At 32.4% G+C, this 21,773-nt stretch carries 17 protein-coding genes; 6 read left to right on the top strand and 11 right to left on the bottom strand.

What is annotated here, in order from left to right; all coding sequences use genetic code 11:
* Window positions 1–14: 14 nt before the first annotated feature.
* From ACW5YJ_RS03885 to ACW5YJ_RS03870, 4 genes are all read right to left on the bottom strand, one after another.
* Window positions 15–695, bottom strand: coding sequence for a GntR family transcriptional regulator (locus ACW5YJ_RS03885; RefSeq protein ID WP_017723126.1), 681 nt, complete (start codon window positions 693–695; stop codon window positions 15–17).
* Window positions 696–931: 236 nt separating this feature from the next.
* The gene (locus ACW5YJ_RS03880) at window positions 932–1,651 is read right to left on the bottom strand and encodes a MerR family transcriptional regulator (RefSeq protein WP_457338511.1); all 720 of its coding nucleotides are present in this window, start codon (window positions 1,649–1,651) and stop codon (window positions 932–934) included.
* A 62-nt stretch (window positions 1,652–1,713) separates the two neighbouring features.
* Window positions 1,714–2,409, bottom strand: a complete 696-nt coding sequence (locus ACW5YJ_RS03875) for a GTP pyrophosphokinase (RefSeq protein ID WP_017723124.1) — start codon at window positions 2,407–2,409, stop codon at window positions 1,714–1,716.
* 327 nt (window positions 2,410–2,736) lie between these two features.
* On the bottom strand, window positions 2,737–3,150 hold the full coding sequence (locus ACW5YJ_RS03870; protein WP_017723123.1) for a DUF2188 domain-containing protein: 414 nt from the start codon (window positions 3,148–3,150) through the stop codon (window positions 2,737–2,739).
* Window positions 3,151–3,333: 183 nt separating this feature from the next.
* Between ACW5YJ_RS03870 and ACW5YJ_RS03865 the strand changes: the two genes are divergently transcribed.
* Both ACW5YJ_RS03865 and ACW5YJ_RS03860 read left to right on the top strand, forming a co-directional pair.
* Window positions 3,334–4,494, top strand: a complete 1,161-nt coding sequence (locus ACW5YJ_RS03865) for a hypothetical protein (RefSeq protein WP_107551907.1) — start codon at window positions 3,334–3,336, stop codon at window positions 4,492–4,494.
* Complete coding sequence (locus tag ACW5YJ_RS03860; protein ID WP_457338510.1) at window positions 4,494–5,711, top strand: 5,10-methylene-tetrahydrofolate dehydrogenase; 1,218 nt, start codon at window positions 4,494–4,496, stop codon at window positions 5,709–5,711. Before ACW5YJ_RS03865 ends, ACW5YJ_RS03860 begins: the two co-directional genes overlap by 1 nt.
* Window positions 5,712–5,859: 148 nt before the next feature.
* On the opposite strand, the gene ACW5YJ_RS03855 is transcribed toward ACW5YJ_RS03860, so the two are convergent.
* From ACW5YJ_RS03855 to ACW5YJ_RS03840, 4 genes are all read right to left on the bottom strand, one after another.
* On the bottom strand, window positions 5,860–7,728 hold the full coding sequence (locus ACW5YJ_RS03855; protein WP_228065272.1) for an FUSC family protein: 1,869 nt from the start codon (window positions 7,726–7,728) through the stop codon (window positions 5,860–5,862).
* Between the two features lie 480 nt (window positions 7,729–8,208).
* Window positions 8,209–8,907, bottom strand: coding sequence for an acetolactate decarboxylase (gene budA / locus ACW5YJ_RS03850; protein WP_017723118.1), 699 nt, complete (start codon window positions 8,905–8,907; stop codon window positions 8,209–8,211).
* 201 nt (window positions 8,908–9,108) lie between these two features.
* Window positions 9,109–9,399, bottom strand: a complete 291-nt coding sequence (locus ACW5YJ_RS03845; RefSeq protein ID WP_017723117.1) for a putative quinol monooxygenase — start codon at window positions 9,397–9,399, stop codon at window positions 9,109–9,111.
* A 68-nt stretch (window positions 9,400–9,467) separates the two neighbouring features.
* The gene (locus ACW5YJ_RS03840; RefSeq protein WP_017723116.1) at window positions 9,468–10,745 is read right to left on the bottom strand and encodes an MFS transporter; all 1,278 of its coding nucleotides are present in this window, start codon (window positions 10,743–10,745) and stop codon (window positions 9,468–9,470) included.
* A gap of 242 nt (window positions 10,746–10,987) precedes the next feature.
* On the opposite strand from ACW5YJ_RS03840, the gene uptA reads away from it, so the two are divergent.
* On the top strand, window positions 10,988–11,596 hold the full coding sequence (gene uptA / locus ACW5YJ_RS03835; RefSeq protein WP_107551904.1) for an undecaprenyl phosphate transporter UptA: 609 nt from the start codon (window positions 10,988–10,990) through the stop codon (window positions 11,594–11,596).
* 287 nt (window positions 11,597–11,883) lie between these two features.
* Here uptA and putP read toward each other — a convergent pair whose 3' ends face one another.
* Window positions 11,884–13,440, bottom strand: a complete 1,557-nt coding sequence (gene putP / locus ACW5YJ_RS03830; RefSeq protein ID WP_153672113.1) for a sodium/proline symporter PutP — start codon at window positions 13,438–13,440, stop codon at window positions 11,884–11,886.
* A gap of 501 nt (window positions 13,441–13,941) precedes the next feature.
* Between putP and ACW5YJ_RS03825 the strand changes: the two genes are divergently transcribed.
* Entirely contained in the window at window positions 13,942–15,894 is a 1,953-nt protein-coding gene (locus tag ACW5YJ_RS03825) for a fructose-1,6-bisphosphatase (RefSeq protein WP_107551424.1), read from the top strand.
* Between the two features lie 296 nt (window positions 15,895–16,190).
* Here ACW5YJ_RS03825 and ACW5YJ_RS03820 read toward each other — a convergent pair whose 3' ends face one another.
* Window positions 16,191–17,990, bottom strand: coding sequence for a cation:proton antiporter (locus tag ACW5YJ_RS03820; protein WP_017723112.1), 1,800 nt, complete (start codon window positions 17,988–17,990; stop codon window positions 16,191–16,193).
* A 308-nt stretch (window positions 17,991–18,298) separates the two neighbouring features.
* On the opposite strand from ACW5YJ_RS03820, the gene ACW5YJ_RS03815 reads away from it, so the two are divergent.
* Both ACW5YJ_RS03815 and ACW5YJ_RS03810 read left to right on the top strand, forming a co-directional pair.
* Window positions 18,299–19,348 (top strand): YkvI family membrane protein, encoded by a 1,050-nt coding sequence (locus ACW5YJ_RS03815; protein ID WP_017723111.1) that lies wholly within the window; start codon window positions 18,299–18,301, stop codon window positions 19,346–19,348.
* Between the two features lie 246 nt (window positions 19,349–19,594).
* Window positions 19,595–21,010 carry an anion permease gene (locus tag ACW5YJ_RS03810; protein ID WP_017723110.1) on the top strand — a complete coding sequence of 472 codons (1,416 nt, stop codon included), beginning with the start codon at window positions 19,595–19,597 and terminating at the stop codon, window positions 21,008–21,010.
* A gap of 58 nt (window positions 21,011–21,068) precedes the next feature.
* Here the strand turns inward: ACW5YJ_RS03810 and ACW5YJ_RS03805 are convergent, their stop codons facing one another.
* Window positions 21,069–21,626: a cysteine hydrolase family protein gene (locus tag ACW5YJ_RS03805; protein WP_107551427.1), complete on the bottom strand. Its 558-nt coding sequence runs from the start codon at window positions 21,624–21,626 to the stop codon at window positions 21,069–21,071.
* Between the last annotated feature and the right edge of the window lie 147 nt (window positions 21,627–21,773).

Here is a 21,773-nt window from a genome sequence, read left to right as displayed (position 1 = left end):
ACTGCGTTAAAATGCTAAGTTAACCAAAAGCTTTCGATATCATCACCCACGTCATCAAAGTTTAAATGAAATGCTTCTTTCAATTTGTGCGCATCTTTATTTGCAATCGCTTCGATAAATACTTCGTGGTTTTGGTGAATCCTTTCAAAGTCTTCAGGGTTTTCATTCATACGTTTACGCATAGATAACAAAATAAGTGCTTCCATTACCGGACGTAAATTATTCCAACATGTTTTTAAGTATTGATGTTTAGATGCCATAATTGTTACTTCATGAAATTTCATATCATGTTCTGTAAACGCTTCTGCATCTTCAAATTTCACCGCTACCTTCATCATTTCTAATTGCTTTCTTAATTCTTTTACAATTTGAGTATGCATTAAGGGTTTAATTCTACTGAACGCAAAAGATTCCAACATAATTCTTAAATCATAAAGTTCTTTTTTCTCATTGTCATCAAATGGTAGAACTTCTGCACCCATTCTTTCTAGATGAATTAACTGATCTTGTTTTAACAATTTAAAGGCATCTCTAACTGGTGATCTACTGACGTTAAATTCTTTAGCAATTTGATTTTCTGTTAATAAAGTGTCAGGTGTTATCGTACCATCAACAATTCTCAAACGAATTTCAGCTGCAATCATTTCGCCTTTTGATACACCGTCTAACCATTGTTCAGGATATGAATAATCCACTAAAATATCACCTCTTTATCAATACGATATACTTGTATACAAGTATGGTAATACACAACCTTCAATATTGCAAGCGCTTGCAACTATTGATTGATATGCTTTACATCATAAAAAACCGGCACATCAGGTTTTTCAAACCTAATATGCCGATAAAAATTTTTTATTAAGGCTAATACAGATGTGTAAACTCTTGTATTTTTTAATATAATTAAACTTGTTTTAACGCGTTTAAATTTTTACATTTTCTGTCTTATTGCCATACAATGACTAGTCTCACAGCAATTAGGACACTGTAGTTTTCTAGTCTTTGGCGTGTGCGATGCAAAGAGCCAAGACTTTATATTTGGCTTAAAAACCTCCTGGCAATTTGGACAAACATACATCAAATGCTTATAGATAAAACGTGTAAAATAGACAGCAAAAGCTATTAAAAACGGTAATACACTAATACTGGGCCACCATTTTCTCGTAATAACGCTTGCTAATAGGGCTGTATATTGTACAATCACAACTGGTAACACTCTATATATGATTGAACGAGTCAATATGTTCATGTTACCTTTATTTGTTACATATTGATTAGTTTCTAATAATTTATTTAATGGTGCCTGAGAATCTTTATCGATATAATTTTTAAATTGCTTTATTTCTGATAAAAGCATTTGGTTCCTCTTAATTTCATATTCTATATTTAATGCTCTTTGTTCAATCATTGATCGTACCGACTTTAATTTATTCTCTTCTACGGTAATTTTTTTAATATCTTTCAAACTAAATCCAAATCGCTTAAGGATTAAAATTATTTCTAAGTCCTGCTTACTTTGCTCGTCAAACACTCGTCTTCCATTCTGTTCAGTCTTAGTTGAAGTTATTAAGCCCTTTCTATCATAATATTGAATTGTTCTTATTGAGACATCACATTGCTTTGCTAATTCACCTGTTTGATATTGAGTCATATTTTTACACCTCCTCAATAAAAATATACATGATGACGTTACGTAATCAGCAAGCAATTCATTTAATTTTTAAATACTTCTGAATATATATCTTGTAATTTGCCTTCTACAGAAGTAATATCTGTTGCACATTGCTTCAATACAGCTCTATATTTTTCTGTATTTTCACTGTTTTTATAACGAATTTTATGTTCTAGGCTAGCCCACATATCCATTCCTATTGTTCTTATTTGTATTTCTACTGGTACAAGTTCCATAGAATGCGCTAAGTAAACGGGGATAGTCACTACAATATGCAAACTCCGATATCCATTTTCTTTCGGATATTCAATATAATCTTTACGCTTTATCAAATTAACATCTGCCTGTTTAAGCAATAAATCTTCAATCACATAAATATCATCCAAATAATTACAAACTACACGGATACCAGCTACATCTAATATATTCTCTTTTGCAGATTCTGTACTTATATCACAACCCTTACGTGCTAATTTGTTTATCAAACTTCTCATCTCTTTAACACGACGTTCCATATGATGTATTGGGTTATGTTTGTACATCTGCTGAAATTGATCATCTAATATATCTAGTTTTGTACTTACTTCTTTTAATGCTGAAGAATATAGTTGTTCCAAGGCAACAAAACCAACAACCATTTCAAGAGCCTCTTCCGACTCATTGATATGGTCGATACTTTCTTTAAATTCTTCCTTCAAGTCGTCTACATTTAACGAAGGTTTACGTTCTATGTACATATTTCGTACCTCCAATTAATCACTTCTTACAGAGCATTATAGCTAATTCTAAATTATAATTTAAATATAAAGCTAAACTTCTCTATAATTTCCACCATATTGAACGCGCAATGATTGCCAAACTTTATTTAATTTAGTCAATTATTATTCATGTAATTACAAATAAAAAGAGCAAGACAGAAATCAATTTTTGCTGAAATGATTTCACCGTCCCGCCCCAACGCGTATGGCTAAGAATTAAAGACTAAATCGTCCTCAACATCTACTTATGTCAAAAACTGTTTTACTATTTCAACGATTATATAATCTTATGAATAATACATTTAGTTATTCATCTTTTTTATGCTCTATAATTTCTGTTTCTCTATTATCTGTAATATTACGTGCTCGTTTCATTGCATCTTCTTTTTTTGGAAAGGTATCTGAGGCTTGTTTCGCTCCATCTGATTTAACTTTCCATTCGTCGTCTTCATAATATACATGTACATCTTTTTGATTTAATTTCGGATTGGCTGAGTCATCTTGTTTATGCTGTGTAATTTTTTTGTTTTTTAATTCTTTTAATTCACTGTCTGAGGCATCTTTATACCATGATTCGGCTTGTTTGGTTGCGATAGGAATTACGTTTTCTTCTTTATAACCATCTTTTAACATAGCGTTACCTATATCAATTGCCTTTTTGCGTTCTAACTCATCAAAATTTTTCCAACTTTGAGGATAATCTTCCATTGTCCAAGGCATGAACACCACTTCCAATCTTTTTATTCTTGTTTATTGTTTACCACTAATAAATTAGTATAAACTGTTCATTGCACTCAACTCATTTTATAGAATGTAAAGCTAATAATGATTACTCGTTGTCATAAAGGGAATTGTAGTACATATATGAAGTTGATAAATTCTATACATACTGGAGGGGCTTTTATGGCAAATATCACAGTTGGTTTAATCCCTTCACCTGATATGCCACATAAAATGATAAATAAAATATACGATGAATTACCGAGAGCAATTCAGGAACAGACAAATTATGAAGATTGGCGCTTTGATAAGCATGTTGCTTCTATAGTTGGTACTGCTGAACATATGGACAAAGCAATGGATATAGCAGCTAACATGAAAAAGCAAAAACAATGGGATTACGCCGTTTGTATTACTGATTTGCCCAACTTTTCTAATCATAAAACAGTTGTCTGTGATATTAATTATGACAATAATATTGCACTTATCTCATTGCCCGTCTTAGGCTCAATTAAACTTAAAAAGAAGTTGAAACATTTCATTACCTATGTCATTCAATTATTACACAATGGCAGTTCTGACCAACAACTTCTAAATAAGAGAGACTTTAAATTAACTCAATTCAATACTGTAATACCTAATGAAGACACCGATGATCAAAATCACGAACGCATCGTTGTAAAGTCTACCACTTTAGGATGGTTTCATTTGATAGCTGGAATGACTTACGCCAACGAACCATGGTCTGCAATTTTTGATTTCAAAAAAATAATTTCAGTTTCTTTCGCTACAGGAACCTATATTTCAATTTTTTCTACCCCGTGGGATTTAAGTTTAGATTATAATTATTGGCGTTTTATATTACTTACGCTGTTGTCTATATTCGGGATGGTGGGTTGGCTAATTTATTCTTATAGTTTATGGGAACGACAAAGCCCTAAAACTCAAAAACTATATAGATATATTTATAATTTCACTACAGTGACCACTTTAATTACCATCACGCTCTTTAACTTTTTAAGCTTATTTCTACTACTAACAGTTAGTACTTTACTCTTTGTCCCACCAGAATTATTTTCAAACTGGACAACACTTAACAGTAAAGAACCTACTTTAATTAACTATATTAATTTAATTTGGTTTATAACTTCTCTAGGTATCTTGGCAGGAGCAATGGGTTCAACAGTGGAGAATGCAGAGAAAATTAAGCGTGTAACTTATTCATTTAGGCAATATTATAGAAATAAACAGTTAGAACAAGAAGAAGAAGATATTTATGGTAAACACGAAGAACATCACTCTTACGTAGGAGAAAAACAAACACATAGAGAGGAGCGTAATTGATGTGTAGTAATATCCTGAAAATCGGCTTAGTTGCAGCTCCAGGCGTAACTGAAAAAATTGCTTATCATCTAAAAAAAGAGCTACCAGAATTGCTTGCTTCATATTTTTCTGAAGATAATGAATGGCAAATTGAGACAATCATCGACCCTCTTACTGGTTCTGCTGAAACTGTTCAAAAAATATTTCGTAAGATTTCTGATTACCAAAATAACAATGAATGGCAATATACAATTGGCCTAACCGATTTACCCATCATTAGAAACGGAAATGCTGTCGCGTTTGATATCAATAGTAGCAATGGCGCAAGTTTAATTTCTATACCTTCTTACGGTTGGCGTCCTATAAAAAAACGACTCCAACGCTCTATATTAGGTATCATTGAAGCTATTAATGAATATAAGGACTCAACTATGAAACAAATGGAAGTTGAAGATGAAAGTGAACAACAATTGAATGCTCAATTCCCCTTTTCAAACTTAGTCACAAAAACTGAATACTTTAAAGATACCAATTCTCAACACACGTTATATTACGTTTCTTCAAGTACAAAAGGTTCATTTCGCTTAATTAGTGGTATGACATTTGCAAATAATCCGTTTAATATGTTAAAAAGTCTTAGTAATATAGTTGCGATCGCCTTCACCACTGGCGCTTTTGGTATTGTTTTTACAACGATGTGGAATTTAAGTTTTGTTTACTCTGCATGGCGTATGCTATTAATTATGTTGGTTGCCATTTTAGGTATGATGGTTTGGATTATTGTTGCACATAATTTATGGGAATCACCAACAGAAAGTAACAATAAACAAATAACAATGTTATATAATTTAACAACTACTTTAACTTTAACTGTATCTATTGTTTTTTATTACTTAATTTTATTTTGTCTTTTTTTATTGGCTTCACTAGTAGTGTTACCACCAGATTATTTAGGACAAACGCTACAGTTAAAAGGCTCTGCTAACTTCATTACTTATATTAATCTCGCATGGTTTGCAACTTCTATTTCCACCGTTGCTGGCGCAATTGGGGCTGGTTTAAATAATGAATCACAGATATTAGAAAGTACATATGGTTATCGACAAAAACAACGGTATCAAAAGATGGACGAAGATGAAAAAGAACGTGCTGAGAGAGAAGAAGATGCTCAAGATGCAATCAAAACGAAAAAACAAGAAAGCGAAGCAAAGGCTAAGGAATATAATAATAATAATTAGTTCCCTACACTTACCGACAGTCTAACCCAAGACAAACCGAAGTCTACTCCACCTTATTATATTCAATATAAGAACTGAGGTTCTCTATAAAACAAGCCACCCTTAATGCTAACAAAGTAGCAAAGGGTGGCTTATTTTATAGATTTAGTTATAATGACGCCTCTTGCCTTACATTCATACAATTAGTTTGAATACTCAGCAGTGACGTTTTTATATGCGCATATTGAGGTAAATTTGGTAATGTTTTCCATTGAATATGGTTACCTCTTTCAAAGTGTTTAGCAATATTCTCAAAAACCAATAAATAGTCTCCCATCGTATCATCATCTATATGGTAACGCTGTTCATTACTTAACGCTCTGGTTAGTATAAAACTGATTTCTTCCAATGCATAAATACTCGGATAATAGTATTGTATCACCATTTTATCACTAAATATTTCACCGTTTGCACTATTATAAACTTGCGTCATATTATTTAATTTCACGCTAAGTTTTAGCATTTCATGTTTATCTTGTTCTCTTGAAGCATATTTATTACTTGAGAATAGATAATGGAAAATTAATGCCTCATCTCTAGCAACTGCTGCTAAAGTATCTGGCAACATAGATGAAGCTGTTTTCCTCCCAATAAATAGCAAACAAATAACAGCAATGAGGATACCTACTATAACATCTATTACTCTTGGTAAAGCAATTAAGATAGTCAAATGATTAGACGCAAGTCCATTTAATAAAATAACTTGTATTGTAATAAATATCACTGCAAACGAATAGTTGGCACCGACGAACATTTCAGTTATGCCTGCTGCAACAGCTAATAATATAATTGCTACAGGAATTGGCGGCGTTGCTAATAATATTAATGATAAGAATAACACACCAATAATAGTACCAATTCCTCTAGCCCCTGCACGTTCAAAACTATGCAATGTAGTGGATCCTAATAATACAGTATGTGCACTTAATGGAATCCAATAAGCTTTTTCAAAATCGAACATGAGCGCTATAAAAATAGCAATTGCCATGATGACGGTATAACGTATTGTATTTCTAAATACAAATGAATCTAACGTTAAATTTTGCATCATGCGTTGTCCATAAATTGGTACTCTAATATCTATTTCATGTTCCACACGTTCACTGTCTGCGTTCATAATCGCATCTACTTTAATAATACTATCAACTAAATTTTGGTATACAGCATCTACTTCTACTTTTTGTGTCCATTGACGCGTTGTATTACCATGCGAATAAACACGTTTAATTACATAATCTGCCATCTCTTTTACTTCTTCTGGCAACGGGCGTGCACCCTTTTCATTCAGCTCTAATAATTCTGAATGAATACCTTGTGCAGTATTATGTAACAATAACAGACGCTGAAACTCTGCTGACTCTTTTGATTTCGCTGTACTTGATGTGATGAGTTGAATATCTGAATTTCTAAATGCCGTTACTGCAAATTGTGACGCTTTAGCAAATGCCTTTGCATCATCAAAATTATAAATCAATTGTTTGATAATATTGTAATCATTTTTAATTGCTTTTGACTCTGTAGATTCTTTGGATAACAATATTACTAATATCACAATAACAGTCGCTAATAGCCCTCCGACAAACATTGCGCAGCCTCTTGTTAAAGCTTCTTCTGGGGCTACAGGTAAGTTGATTGGCAAACTAAATGCAACGATAAAAAACGTGGAAGACGGTCCAGGGATATTAAGAGAGCTAAAGATGTAGTATGGTATTACCGAAACAACTAAAAGTAATACACCAAATATGATTGGTTGGCTAACGGTTAGAGTTCCTAGAACCATAGCTAAAGATAAACCTATTGCTGAAAAAAGCACCATGCGTAATTTAGATTTAGCCGGACCTCCAAAGACATAGATATGTGCCAAAGTACCAGTTGAAATTAGTAGCCCTATAGAAAAATAGCCAGTGACATAACCAATAAGTAAAGGAATTAACATTAAGATACATTGTCTAATTCCTTTTGATACATCAATCTTCATCGAATCGAACCGTAGTAAAGATTTTATATAATTAGTCAATATGGTCAAACATCTCCTTTTCTATTTTTATTTTACAATGATATGTATAATTTTATTAAATCTTTCGCCACATAAATAGAGCGGGACAGAAATCAAAGATGTGATTTCCTATTCCCGCCCTCATAAGGCTGATTAAATAGTTAAAAGTCTTGTATTGAAACATGCCATCTTAATTGTCAGAAAATCGATTTGCTATGTCCAGCTTAAACAACAAGTAACATTACTTACTATATTAATACGCGTGATTATTAAATAGCCATATGATTTAGTGAATTTGTTCCTAACTTATTTAGTTTAATAAAATATATAAAGTCATCTTAAATATATATACTTATCTAGAAGTATTACTTCTCTATTTTAACACTTTTTTTAAATTCTTCTAGATGTGATTAGTATGAACCCTTTTAAACTTATTCAACTAAAAATTAATGGTCGCTATTTCTACTCGGCTTCTTTAATATCTTCTTCTACATTTGAATAATCAATATCTGCTTCTAAGAAAGTTTGATTATTTACTGGGAAATGTTGTTCTAATGTCTCTATATTACTCAATTCAACAATACCATGATTCATTTCAAAATCTAGTACGTGCCCTCCGACTGATTTATGATTATCTACAAAGTGCAAGTGGAAGCCACTAGCAGCTATACCATGAAATAATTGGGGCGCATAAAAACCAACAATTGTACCATCTATTTGTTCATGCGTGAATTCTGGCTGACGTTTAGCAGATTCAATAAGTTTCGTATAGGGTTTCTCTTGCTTTGGCATCATACGCACATGTACCATTTCAAATTTGCCAGTTATTTTTACAGCGATAAAAATATTGTCACTTAAAGCCTTTTGTTGTACTTTATTCAATAATGTTTCAGAATCAGTTATATTACGAACATCAAATTGATCGTCTGGTTGGAATGGCGTAACTGTTGCAAAAGGTGTTAGCTCATCGCCCTTCAACTCCTTGAATTCTCCATATTCATTTGCATGAAAAGCTTGATTATCTAATATAATCACTTCACCATCAGAACCAGTGAGTGTTCCTATACCTAAATCACCATGTTCTAAAATTTCATTAATTGTTGCAGTACCTTCTAATAAACCCGCCATTAACGTTCCTAAAGTACCATGTTGATATAACATTATTTTTACACTCCTAAAACTACTTTTCTCTATCAAAATCATTATTATATTACCCACAACATAAAATTATACTCTTATTAATATGATTAAAACAGTATCTTGCTTATCTTTCTCAAGATAAAGAAAATGGGATAGAAATCAAAATTCAACTTTGATTTCTATCCCACTCTCTTATTATTTCAATACGTTTTAAATAATTATTTATGTTGTTTGATCTTGAGAAACGCTAATATCTGGTTTTTCAACTAAATATTGACTTACTTCAGCAAAGAATGCTTTAAAGTGATCAGAATTGTTATGTGCTTCAACAGCTTCTTCATCTTTGTAACGTTCGATAAAGGCAAAAGTATTAGGTTCGTCAGTTTGTTCAAAATGTTTATAAAATAATGAACCTTCCTCAGTGCTAGCACCTTCAAGTAATGGTTTTACCAATTCTAAATAACCTTCTCTTTTAGTTGGGTCAATTTTCATTATTGCATTAATAGTAATCATATTTTTCTCCTCCTCATAAGTATAATTATTATACTAGGGGATGATTAAAAAACACAAATAATTAAACTTTATAAATTTTCTTTTTCTATAATTAAAGGTTGATCCGGTTTTACAAAGAACCACATAACAATCGCAAACACTACTGGGATAATTACTAATTCTAATGTCATCGTCCAACCCACAATATCAACCATCATACCTGCTAATAACGGACTTAATAATGCACCAATATTCCCCCACAGATTCATCCAACCTGATACTGAACCAGAGAAATTACGTCCTAAATCCGTCGCTGCTGCCCAACTCATTCCTGTAGCAATCCCAATACCTCCAAGACATAATGATAGCCAAAATACATTAACTACTAGATTGTCTGTTTGTAAAGACATAAATAGTGAGATGCAAAATACTAAGAAACCAATAATCGCAATTGATGCACGTGCCACAAAACGGGATTTACCACTTTGTAACAGTTTATCTGAAATTGCTCCTCCACAAAGTATAAGTAAGAACATTGCTATCCAAGGAGCGCCTGCTGCCCAAGCCATATCAGGATCAGTAAGTTTCACTTTATACTGTTCCGTAAGATATGTAGGTAACCAAATTAAAAACAATGAAACTACAAACTGTACTACAAAATATTGTGCTGCTATCGCATAAAAACTAAAGCGCGTGAGAAAGATATTCCATGGTGCGTTCGATTTTTCTGTCTTTATAACATCTCTATTTTCAATAATATAATTTTTTTCTGCTTCATTTACCATCTTGTGTTGTTCTGGTAAATCTTTTGCAATTACCATCCATAATATAGCGATAACAAAACCTATCGCACCAAATATATAAAATACCGCTTGCCAACCAAACATATTTACAATTGCTATCGTTACGACTGGAGCAATTACAGGCCCAAAGTATGAACCAGCAAGCAACGCACTAGACGCACGCCCTTTTTCACCTTTTGCAAACCAGTTTGTATTAAATACAGCATTAGAAGGATACATTGGTGCTTCTCCGATACCGAATAAGAAACGTACGGCGTAAAGCATACCATGATTTTTTACAATACCTGTTAAAATCGTAAAAGCGCTCCACCAAACAAGTGCAATAGTTAATAATTTTTTTGACCCAAATTTTTCAGCCAAAAACCCAGATGGCACTTGCATCAATGCATAGCCCAATGAGAAGAATGATGCTAATAAGCCGAATTGTGTTTTATTTAAGTTTAAGTCTTCCATCATCGGCCCTGCAATTATAGATATATTGGAACGGTCCATATAAGCAATTACTCCGATAATAAAAAATGCTATTGCAAAATACCATCTAATATTTGTTCTTTTTTCTTTCATTTCTCTCCAACTTTCTCCCTTTAATAACCAGTCATCATATGACCTATTGTTTTAAACGATATTACCACAACATGAAATCGCTTACAATAACTTTTTTGTTTTTTACATGATTATATGAAACCAACCACAATATCATACTTGAGCCCTATGTATGTTCCATGGACAATTTAGTATTTTAGATTATACTTGAAGATGTACAAAAATTAACGAAGTTTGATTTTAAAGGAGCCAATCATAGAGCTATGGAACAAATACTTACCGACTTTATTAGCACATGGGGCTATGCTGCCATTGCAATATTAATATTATTTGAAAATATATTACCTTTCATACCTTCTGAAATTATTTTAACTTTTGCAGGACTAATGTCTGTTAAATCAGGATTATCTATACCCATTCTTTTTACAATTTCAACGATTGCATCATTGATAGGTTTACTTGTCCTCTATTATATAAGTAGACTTGTTTCTGAAACGCGTTTATATCGTTTCGTTGATAAATATGGCAAATGGATTAAATTAAAAGGCAAAGATGTTGAACGTGCGAACGATTGGTTTAAGAAATATGGTGCCATTGCAGTGTTCATCTGTCGCTTTATACCAGTTTTACGTGTACTTATTACTATCCCAGCAGGAATCAATCGTATGAATGTTGTAGTTTTTACAATTCTTTCATTAATTGGTACAACCGTTTGGAATTTCGCTTTAATTTATTTAGGTAAATTATTGAGTGGTAGTTGGGATGTATTAATGAATGGTTTACATACCTATTCGTATATTATGTATGTCGTTATTATTTTAGCGGTGATTTTTGTCTTTTATAGACTTTTCAAAAAAGACCGTGTCCAATAAGAACGTGTCTGTTTAGCATAAAAATTAGCTGACTAATTTAACGCATTTAAATTCAGTAAAATAAAATTTACGCTCTTATCGCAATAATAAAATCATTGTGACAAGGGCGTTTTTACACTTATAGCTTTAATATCCATCACGTTATCAATATTTGACATAAAAAAGGCTAACTTCCCCCTTTGAAGTTAGCCTTTCACGATCTATATAAAATTTCTCCCTTATTAAATAACACTATAATGTTGTGCTGAACATGTGAATATCAATCATAATTTAAACCCCTTTTTAAATTATGATTCACTCTGTTCATCTTTATTTTTAACAATTCGACGTACATCAGCTAAATCATTTTCTACATCAATTTGTGGTTTCTTAGTCAATTTACTAACTATGAATGTAACAATCAGGCTTGTTAAAAAGCCAGGTATGATTTCATATAAATTAAAGAAATCGTTTATATCTCCTAGTGGTTTAACAAATGCAATCCATAGTATAACTACTATTGCACCCGACAACATACCGCTAATAGCGCCGGTACGACTTAAACCTTTCCAATATAATGACAAGAGCACTAGTGGCCCAAATGCTGCACCAAAACCTGCCCAAGCATTACCTACAAGATTTAAAATCGTATCATTAGGAGACCATGCAATCCATATAGATATAATCGCAACAATTATAACTGATATACGCCCGACCAATACAAATTCTTTTTGATGTTCTTTAGCGGCTTCTTCACCACGAAACAACTTATAAAAATCTTCTGTTAATGAGCTTGATGTTACTAACAATTGCGAAGAAATCGTGCTCATAATAGCAGCTAAAATGGCAGCAAGTAAAAATCCGCCAACAAGTGGATGGAACAATATTTGTCCCATTAAAATAAATAACGTCTCAGGATCTTTTAATTCAAGTCCATTGCTATTTACAAAAGTGATACCTACCAGTCCAACACCCACTGCACCAAGTAAGCTAATCGCCATCCAACCTATACCAAAACGTCTTGCTGTCGGTAATTGTTTAATAGATTTGATAGACATAAAACGAACAATTATGTGTGGTTGACCAAAATAACCTAACCCCCAAGCAAAGAAAGAAATAATACCTATAAAGGTTGTTCCTTTAAATAAATCTAAATTTGTAGGTTTTAATTCTGCTGCTTGTGATATGGTATCTAGACCACTTAATTGCATCATCGCTACTACCGGTACCATTACCATAGCAATAATCATAACAACCCCTTGGAAAAAATCTGTTAATGATACTGCTAAGTAACCTCCGAAGAATGTATATGCAATAACTATAATTGCCACTAATAACATACCAAAGTGATAATTCAATCCAAAAGCACTTTCAAACAATACTCCTCCTGAAACCATTCCAGAGTGAGTGTAAAGAGTAAAGAATACAACGATAATCCCACCTGCAATTATTTTAATCAGATTAGATTTATCATCCACTCTATTTTTAAAGAAATCTGGTAGTGTAATTGCATCCCCAGCCTTTTCCGTATAAACACGAAGACGAGGTGCTACAACTAAATAGTTTATGTATGCGCCAATTGTTAAGCCTATGGCTAACCATGCTGCAGATAATCCAGTTGAATACACTTCTCCTGGTAATCCCATAATCATCCAACCGCTCATGTCAGATGCCCCTGCAGACAATGCCGTTACATATGGACCAATATTTCTTCCACCTAACATATATTCACTTACGTTGCTCGTAGATTGTTTAAATCCATAGTATCCTATGCCTAATAAAATAATAAAATAAACACCTAGCATAATATATGTTTGCCAATTTGGATCTACTTGACTCGATAATGATGTCCCCAATATAAACATGAAACAAACTCCTCCCCTTATAATTTTGTTACATGCATATATTATACAAAAATAATCATCAAATTAAACAATAAATCACAACTTTTTTGTTAACTTATATATATAACAGCCCAATATTAAGCTTAAAATACTGATATAAAAAGATTTTGACGCTTATAAATTTTAATTGTACAATTACACTTTTAAAATAAAAATACTTCTAATAACATTCGTAAAAATGTATGTTTATCACAATATTTATATAAATATCAAAAATACTATATTTGAGTAACATAGAATATTTTCACTTCAAATGCACCTTTTAAATCTTTATATAAAACATTTTTTGATATTAGGTTATACAATCAATCCATATCTTCGAATTTAATTAAAATTCATAATATAATAAGTAGTAGACAAAAGATTGTATTTTAATGCTACAATAAGAAACATATAATGGAAGCGTTTTACTAATTTGTATTTTATACTTTAGAAATTTATTCAACTGGAGTGACATAAATAATGCATAATTCAACAGACAAGAGTGTAAAAGAAAGATTTTTAGATTTACTTTCTGAACAATTTGATACTAAAGAAGCGCTCGCAACTGAAATCATCAATTTAGAATCTATTTTGGAACTTCCAAAAGGAACAGAGCACTTTGTTAGTGATTTACACGGCGAATTCCATGCCTTTCAACATGTTTTACGAAATGGTTCAGGGAATGTTCGTTCAAAGATAAATGACATTTTCCAAGATACGCTAACGCGTAAAGAAATTAATGAGTTTTCTGCTTTGGTCTATTATCCTGAAGAAAAATTACAACTCATAAAAAATAGTTTTAGTTCAAAATCAGAATTAAATGAATGGTATATAACTACCATTAACCGTCTAATTAAACTAATTACTTATGCATCATCAAAATATACACGTACAAAACTACGTAAATCTTTACCTGAAAATTATGTTTTTATTGTGGAAGAATTATTATATAAAAGTAATAAATATAATAATAAACACTCATACTATGAAACGTTAATCAAACAAATTATAGAATTAGAACAATCAGATGATTTAATTATTGGGCTATCTTTTACAGTACAACATCTAGTGGTGAATCACTTACATGTTGTAGGAGATATCTATGATCGTGGACCTGAACCAGATAAAATTATGGAAACACTCATAGATTATCCTTCTGTAGATATTCAATGGGGTAATCATGACGTACTATGGATTGGAGCATATGCTGGGTCTAAGGTTTGTCTTGCAAACTTACTTAGAATTTGTGCACGTTACGACAATCTGGATATTATTGAAGATGCATATGGCATCAATTTACGACCGTTATTAACACTTGCCGACAAATATTATGATGGTTCAAATCCAGCTTTCCGTCCTAAAAATGCTGAAGGTTTATCTGAGCTAGAGTTAGAACAAATCACTAAACTCCATCAAGCCATAGCTATTATTCAATTTAAATTAGAAGCACCAATTATCAAACGTCGCCCTACATTTGAAATGGAAGAACGTTTAGTATTAGAAAAAATTAACTATGAAAAAAATGAAGCAACACTTTACGGAAAAACATACCCATTAGAACACACTTGTTTTCAAACAGTTGATCCTAATGACCCCAATAAATTAACTGATGAAGAAGCAGATGTAATCGATAAATTATTGTTATCAGTTCAACAATCCGAAAAACTAAAACGTCACATGACTTTCCTTATGCAAAAAGGAAAACTTTACTTACCTTACAACGGAAACTTACTTATCCATGGTTGTATTCCCGTCGATGAACAAGGTGAAATGGAATCAATGGTTATTGATGGAGTGAAATGTTATGGCAGAGATTTATTAGACCATTTCGAAGAATATGTACGAATAGCTTTTGACCATAAAGATATCCAAGATGATTTAGCTACAGATTTAGTTTGGTATTTATGGACCGGTAAATATTCTTCACTATTTGGCAAACGTGCAATGACTACATTTGAACGCTATTTCATCAAAGATAAAACAGCTCATAAAGAAACTAAAAATCCTTATTATTATTTACGTGAAGATGTAGATATGTGTAAAAAAATGCTAAAAGATTTCGGTTTAGATCCCGAACAAGGTCATATTATCAATGGTCATACACCAGTGAAAGAAATTGATGGGGAAGACCCCATAAAAGCTGATGGTAAGATGATTGTCATTGATGGCGGATTCTCAAAAGCTTATCAATCAACGACAGGTATTGCAGGATATACTCTGCTTTATAATTCATTTGGTATGCAGCTCGTGGCCCATCAACACTTTAACTCTAAAAAGCACGTATTACTTAACGGCGCTGATGAACTCTCAATTCGCCGTGTCGTAGATAAAGAATTACAACGTAAAAAAATTCGTGATACAAATACTGGTCATGAAATTCAAGCGCAGATTGATATCTTAAAAGAATTAATGCATGATCGTTTTGTAAACTAAATATACTCATAAAAAAGAATATATAAAACAGAGCCTGAGACATAAACAGATGTCTCAGGCTCGTTTTCAATTTGGCAGTAGGTGACTGAATTAGAAATACGCTTATATCAAGCTTTTTTCAATCCTAGTAGCCCTTGCCGGGATGGGATTACGAAATCTATATTAGAAAATTTGATTTCTGTCCACTCCCTTTCTATGAATATAAGAAGTATCTATGAAAACAAAAAATTATCGACAAAGATGAATCCTTTGTCGATAGTATAGGCTGAAAACACATTCTCACTCTTTTTAACTTCTTATATATTTTGATGTAAGTAAGCGTCTTTTAAATAACCTATTACGCCTTCCTCATCGTCAGAGATAAACTGATTGCTACGCTTAAATGTTACTACACTATTATTATCTATATGATAGAGTACCATATCATTTTTAGTTAATTGATTTTGTTTTTTTGCTGGTATTTCTAAAATATTGTGTTCACTTATGAAACGATTAAACCAACGGGACGTGAAATTCCAATCAAAAAGAATATGATTTCTAATCGGACCATCTACGTTACTACGATCATGTTCATCGCTAAACGATACTGGCATCATATCTACATGCTTCAAACCAAATTCTGGAACTAACTCATTAAAAGCTAAGCTATTAAATATAAAGGATTGTGTCATCAATATACATTTATTATATCGTGTCATATCTGCATATATTCGATCATTGCTTGATAATAAGTTTCCATCAAAAACTTCAAAACCTAATTCTTTTGAACGTTGTGTTGTATTACTAAATAAATTAAATGTCATAACCGGTATGTTATGGCTTCTTAATTTTGCTCCAAGATGAAAAGAAAATTCACTTTCCCCTACTATAATAATGCCAGGAGGTTCAGTACTAGAAATTCGCATAATCTTACTTAATGGTAAAAAGCTAAAGCCATATATGACAACGGTAATGAATACTAAGCCAAAAGTAACTGGCGTTATATATTCTGCCATCGGTGTCCCTTTTTCAATGAATAAACCACCGAAAAATTGCGCTACCGTTAATACAACTATACCTCTAGGTGCCATCATTGATACCATCGCTCTCTCACGTTTTGATATTTCAGTGTTTACTGTAGACAATAGGATAGAAATTGGTCTTACTAAGACGATCATAATTGCACAAAAAATAAATAGTTTCCAAGACATAACGCTTTTTAACACTTCTAAAGTTAATGAAGAAGTGATTAATATAAATACAGTAGAAATCATTATCGATGATGTATTTTCAATAAAATGATCAGATTCTTTAAAGATTAAATCGTGTCTCTTCATACGCGCCATCATTAGACCAAATATTGTAACTGCTAATAGGCCTGATTCCGGTAAAATCTCATCACATATAGAAAAAATTAATAAGATAAAGATTAATTGTATCGGCGGCATCAAATTTTGTGGAATAAGATCTTTTTTAATTAACCACATAAATAAGTACGATGCACCAAACCCTATAGCAATTGCAATGAATAAACTTATAATAAATCTAGCTATTAACTGTAAATCAAATCCTTGTTCTATAATTTGAAAAATATAAAATGCACCTAAAGCAAGCATTGGTCCGATAGGGTCAAGAATGATGCTTTCCCATCTTAGTATTGAATCAACACGCTTTTTAACTTTCGCCTGTTTTAATAATGGTTGAATGACAGTAGGCCCTGTGATTAAAAATAAACCACCTAACACTAACGAAATAGATAGTGAAAAGCCAATAATATAATGTAGCGTGATTGCACCAAGTATCCAAGCAATGATTGCACCTATCGTGATAATACGTATAACAGCTTTAGAAATCCCTTTAATTTCACGGAAATCTAAATTACTACTTCCCTCAAATAGGATAATTGCCACTGCTAATGAAACTAAGGGACTGAATACTTCTTCACCCAAACTTTCTTGTGGATTGATCAAGCCAAATACTGGCCCTACAAGCAATCCAACTATGGCCATAACTACGATAGACGGCCATTTAATTCTATTCGCAAACCATTGACTAAAAATACCCAATGCCAAAAATATAACAATGAGTAATGTTAACGGTAAATTTAATAATGACACATGACTCACACTCTCCCGATTTTTTATATTTATTACCCGGTATTTTTATGTAAATTAGCTACTAAATTAAAGCATAAAATAAAGCAATAAGAAAACATATTATCAAAAATTTTATATTAACGCACTAAAAATGTTTTTCTTTTATTTATGGCTTTTTCTCCCTCTCAAAAGTTCACTCTATATACACAATTGTATTCACTATATAAACTTTAGTGTTTAATTTTACTTTACTTTCATATAAAATGATTCATTGTGATACTTTTCTACAAAATTTGATAATCTAAAACAATGAAAGGATTTCAACTTCTATGACAAACTTGAAGGAAATTATTATTGTAGCTTTTGCATTTGTTGGTGTTGTTGTGGGTGCTGGATTTGCAACTGGACAAGAAATTTTTCAGTTTTTTACAAGCAATGGAAAATTTAGCGTTTATGGTGTGTTGATTACAGGATTTATCATTACCATTGGCGGTGTCTTTGTACTACATACTGGTTATCGCTTACGTTCTCATAATCATACTGAACCAATTAAACACTATTTACCGCGTCCTATCGCAACAGTATTTGATATTATTTTGACTTTATTCTTATTTGCACTAGCTATGATAATGACCGCTGGTGGCGCATCAACAATTCATGAAAGTACAGGAATGCCTTATGTATTTAGTTCGTTAATTTTAGTTATCGTTATCCTACTAACACTATTCTTAAAATTTGATCGTCTTATTACCGTTTTAGGTATGGTTACACCATTTTTAGTAATAATTGTTACAATCATTGCTGTTTATTACTTTTCTACAGGTCAGTTAAACTTCAATGCTGCACATCATTACGCAAATAGTGATGGACGCTCAGATCAATGGTGGTGGTTTGATGCAATTAACTACGGTAGTCTACAAATTGCCGCTGCTTTTAGCTTTTTATCAGTTATGGGAGGCCGTTTAAAATTTGAGAAATCAACAGTTTGGGGAGGAGTATTAGGTGGTATTACTATTACATTTTTACTCTTGATGCTCAACTTAGGTATGATTACTGAATTCACACAAATTACTGGCGTTGCGTTACCTTCATTATTGTTGGCAAAACAGATTTCTCCAATTATTGGAATTTTTATGTCGGTTGTAATGGTGTTGGTTATTTACAATACCGTCGTTGGACTTATGTACGCTTTCGCATCTAGATTCACTACTCCTTATACTAAAGCCTATTATCGACTTATCATTATAATGACAATCGTGACATTTGCCACAACATTTATTGGTTTTATAGAATTGATAGGTAAAGTGTTTCCAGTTATGGGCGTATTTGGTTTCATTCTATTAATACCAATCTTGGCAAAAGGAATATTACGAAAATAGACACATTTAATTTTGCATAGTGACTTTGTGCTTAAGACCGTGCTCTAAAACCTTATTACTATTTTTCAAAAAGATTCCTCTATTTAAACACCAACTTTACAATATGTATTGTCATAATTATAATTATTATGACAAATTTATAATAAATTAATAGGATAGGAAAATATATGGGCACTATAAATTGTATTTTTTATTTCTCAACTACTATTTTTTTATCACAATCATACGTAAAGGAAGATGATTCTAATGCACGAAGGCATTAACTACAAAAAGTTTATTTTTCCTATCGTTGCAGGTATCATTATCTGGCTATTCACACCACTTAGACCAGATGCTTTAGATCCTGCTGCTTGGCACATGTTTGCTATATTTGTAGCAACAATCATTGGTTGTATTACACAACCGCTACCGATAGGTGCAATTGCTATGATAGGTTTCACATTAACTGTGTTAACTAACACGGTTAAAATCGATACTGCTGTAGCTGGGTTTGGTAATAGTAGTATTTGGTTAATTGCAATGGCCTTTTTCATTTCTAGAGGCTTTGTGAAAACTGGTTTGGGACGACGTATCGCATTGCAATTCGTTAAATTGTTCGGTAAAAAAACGCTTGGTTTAGGGTATTCACTTATCGGGGTAGATTTAATTCTTGCACCTGCCACGCCAAGTAATACTGCTAGAGCAGGTGGTATTATGTTTCCTATTATCAATGCACTATCCCGTTCATTCGGTTCAAAACCAGAAGACGGTACGCAACGTAAAATGGGTGCTTTTCTTATCTTTACAGAATTTCATGGTAACTTAATTACTGCAGCTATGTTTTTAACTGCTATGGCTGGTAACCCACTTGCACAATCACTTGCAAAACATCAAGGTGTCGACATCACTTGGATGCACTGGTTCTTAGCAGCGTTAGTCCCAGGTATTATTTCGTTAATACTAGTACCACTTATAATTTACAAAATGTATCCACCAGAAATTAAAGAAACACCAAATGCCAAGTCATGGGCACAAAATGAACTCACTGATATGGGAATCATGGCTAAAAGTGAAAAATTCATGATTGCAATTTTTATTATTGCACTTGGCCTTTGGGTTCTAGGTAGCACGTTAAATATTAATGCTACTTTAACTGCCTTTATCGCATTATCACTATTACTCATTACAGGTGTGCTTACTTGGAATGATATTCTTAAAGAGACTGGTGCATGGAATACATTAGTTTGGTTTTCAATCCTAGTGATGATGGCAAATCAACTCAATGAACTCGGCTTTATTCCTTGGTTAAGTGACTCGATATCAGGTAGTTTAGGTGGCTTAAGTTGGCCAATCGTTTTAATTATTTTGATACTATTTTATTTCTATTCACATTATTTATTTGCGAGTTCAACAGCGCATGTTAGTGCAATGTACTCGGCTTTACTCGGTGTAGCTATCGCTACGGGGGCACCACCATTATATAGTGCATTGATGTTAGGTTTCTTCGGGAATTTAATGGCTTCTACAACACACTATAGTAGCGGTCCAGCTCCTATCCTATATTCAGCTGGATATGTTTCACAAAATCGTTGGTGGACTATGAATGCAATACTTGCCTTCTTCTATTTTATAGTATGGTTAGGCGTTGGATCATTGTGGATGAAGCTCATCGGCCTTATGTAATATATAACCCCAAGCCATGTTAAACACATTAAACATAGCTTGGGGATTTTTAATTAATTTATTTACTCGTCCATAAATCTGTAGTCATTATATCAGCATATCTTGTTAAAATTTTATTAAGTAAAAATTGATGTTTTTCTTCATCTTGGTCGGTTATAGCATCTGATAATATAGTCAGTTTATAATCCTTATCTGCCGCTTCAGTGGCCGTAGATAGTATAACACCACTAGTACTTACACCGGTTAAGATAAGATGTTCTACTTGTAACCCACGCAATAATACCTCTAAATTACTGCCTGTAAATGCACTCAACCTATGTTTCGTAACGAGTGGTTCATGTGCTTGGCGTCCTAATGTGTCAAGAATTTGTGTCTCTTCATCTACTTTATTCATCCGTATGCCGTTAGCTTTCATTTGTGCAAACATTTTATTATTAGGTGATACCTCTAAAAAGTCGCCTGTAAATGCAACACGAATAAAAATAACTGGTATATTTTGCTGACGAGCAAAATTGATAGCTTGTTTATTAAAATGTATAACGCTATCTTTCTGTTTTAATCCACTCACTATTCCATTTTGCATATCCATGACAATAAGTGCTTGGTTATTCCCCATATATTAATTCCACCTTTTTTATTCTATTAGGTATTCAACAAACATTATAAATGATTTTATAACTACTTACTCAAATTGAACTCATACAAAATAAACCATCGAACATCATACTTCATTAATGTGTGATATCGATGGCTTATTATTTTT

This window comes from Staphylococcus sp. mip270_02, from assembly GCF_054031535.1.
Note: the sequence above shows the minus strand (reverse complement) of the source record. Positions and strands in the feature narration are given on the sequence as shown.

What these genes read in the sequence shown, in the direction of transcription:
- ACW5YJ_RS03865 (WP_107551907.1), top strand. Translation starts at nt 3,334, where the DNA reads ATGGCAAATATCACAGTTGGTTTAATCCCTTCACCTGATATGCCACAT.
- ACW5YJ_RS03810 (WP_017723110.1), top strand. Translation starts at nt 19,595, where the DNA reads ATGCACGAAGGCATTAACTACAAAAAGTTTATTTTTCCTATCGTTGCA.
- ACW5YJ_RS03860 (WP_457338510.1), top strand. Translation starts at nt 4,494, where the DNA reads ATGTGTAGTAATATCCTGAAAATCGGCTTAGTTGCAGCTCCAGGCGTA.
- putP (WP_153672113.1), bottom strand. Translation starts at nt 13,440, where the DNA reads ATGTTTATATTGGGGACATCATTATCGAGTCAAGTAGATCCAAATTGG.
- ACW5YJ_RS03880 (WP_457338511.1), bottom strand. Translation starts at nt 1,651, where the DNA reads ATGACTCAATATCAAACAGGTGAATTAGCAAAGCAATGTGATGTCTCA.
- ACW5YJ_RS03855 (WP_228065272.1), bottom strand. Translation starts at nt 7,728, where the DNA reads ATGAAGATTGATGTATCAAAAGGAATTAGACAATGTATCTTAATGTTA.
- ACW5YJ_RS03825 (WP_107551424.1), top strand. Translation starts at nt 13,942, where the DNA reads ATGCATAATTCAACAGACAAGAGTGTAAAAGAAAGATTTTTAGATTTA.
- ACW5YJ_RS03805 (WP_107551427.1), bottom strand. Translation starts at nt 21,626, where the DNA reads ATGGGGAATAACCAAGCACTTATTGTCATGGATATGCAAAATGGAATA.
- uptA (WP_107551904.1), top strand. Translation starts at nt 10,988, where the DNA reads ATGGAACAAATACTTACCGACTTTATTAGCACATGGGGCTATGCTGCC.
- budA (WP_017723118.1), bottom strand. Translation starts at nt 8,907, where the DNA reads ATGTTATATCAACATGGTACTTTAGGAACGTTAATGGCGGGTTTATTA.
- ACW5YJ_RS03845 (WP_017723117.1), bottom strand. Translation starts at nt 9,399, where the DNA reads ATGATTACTATTAATGCAATAATGAAAATTGACCCAACTAAAAGAGAA.
- ACW5YJ_RS03840 (WP_017723116.1), bottom strand. Translation starts at nt 10,745, where the DNA reads ATGAAAGAAAAAAGAACAAATATTAGATGGTATTTTGCAATAGCATTT.
- ACW5YJ_RS03875 (WP_017723124.1), bottom strand. Translation starts at nt 2,409, where the DNA reads ATGTACATAGAACGTAAACCTTCGTTAAATGTAGACGACTTGAAGGAA.
- ACW5YJ_RS03870 (WP_017723123.1), bottom strand. Translation starts at nt 3,150, where the DNA reads ATGCCTTGGACAATGGAAGATTATCCTCAAAGTTGGAAAAATTTTGAT.
- ACW5YJ_RS03815 (WP_017723111.1), top strand. Translation starts at nt 18,299, where the DNA reads ATGACAAACTTGAAGGAAATTATTATTGTAGCTTTTGCATTTGTTGGT.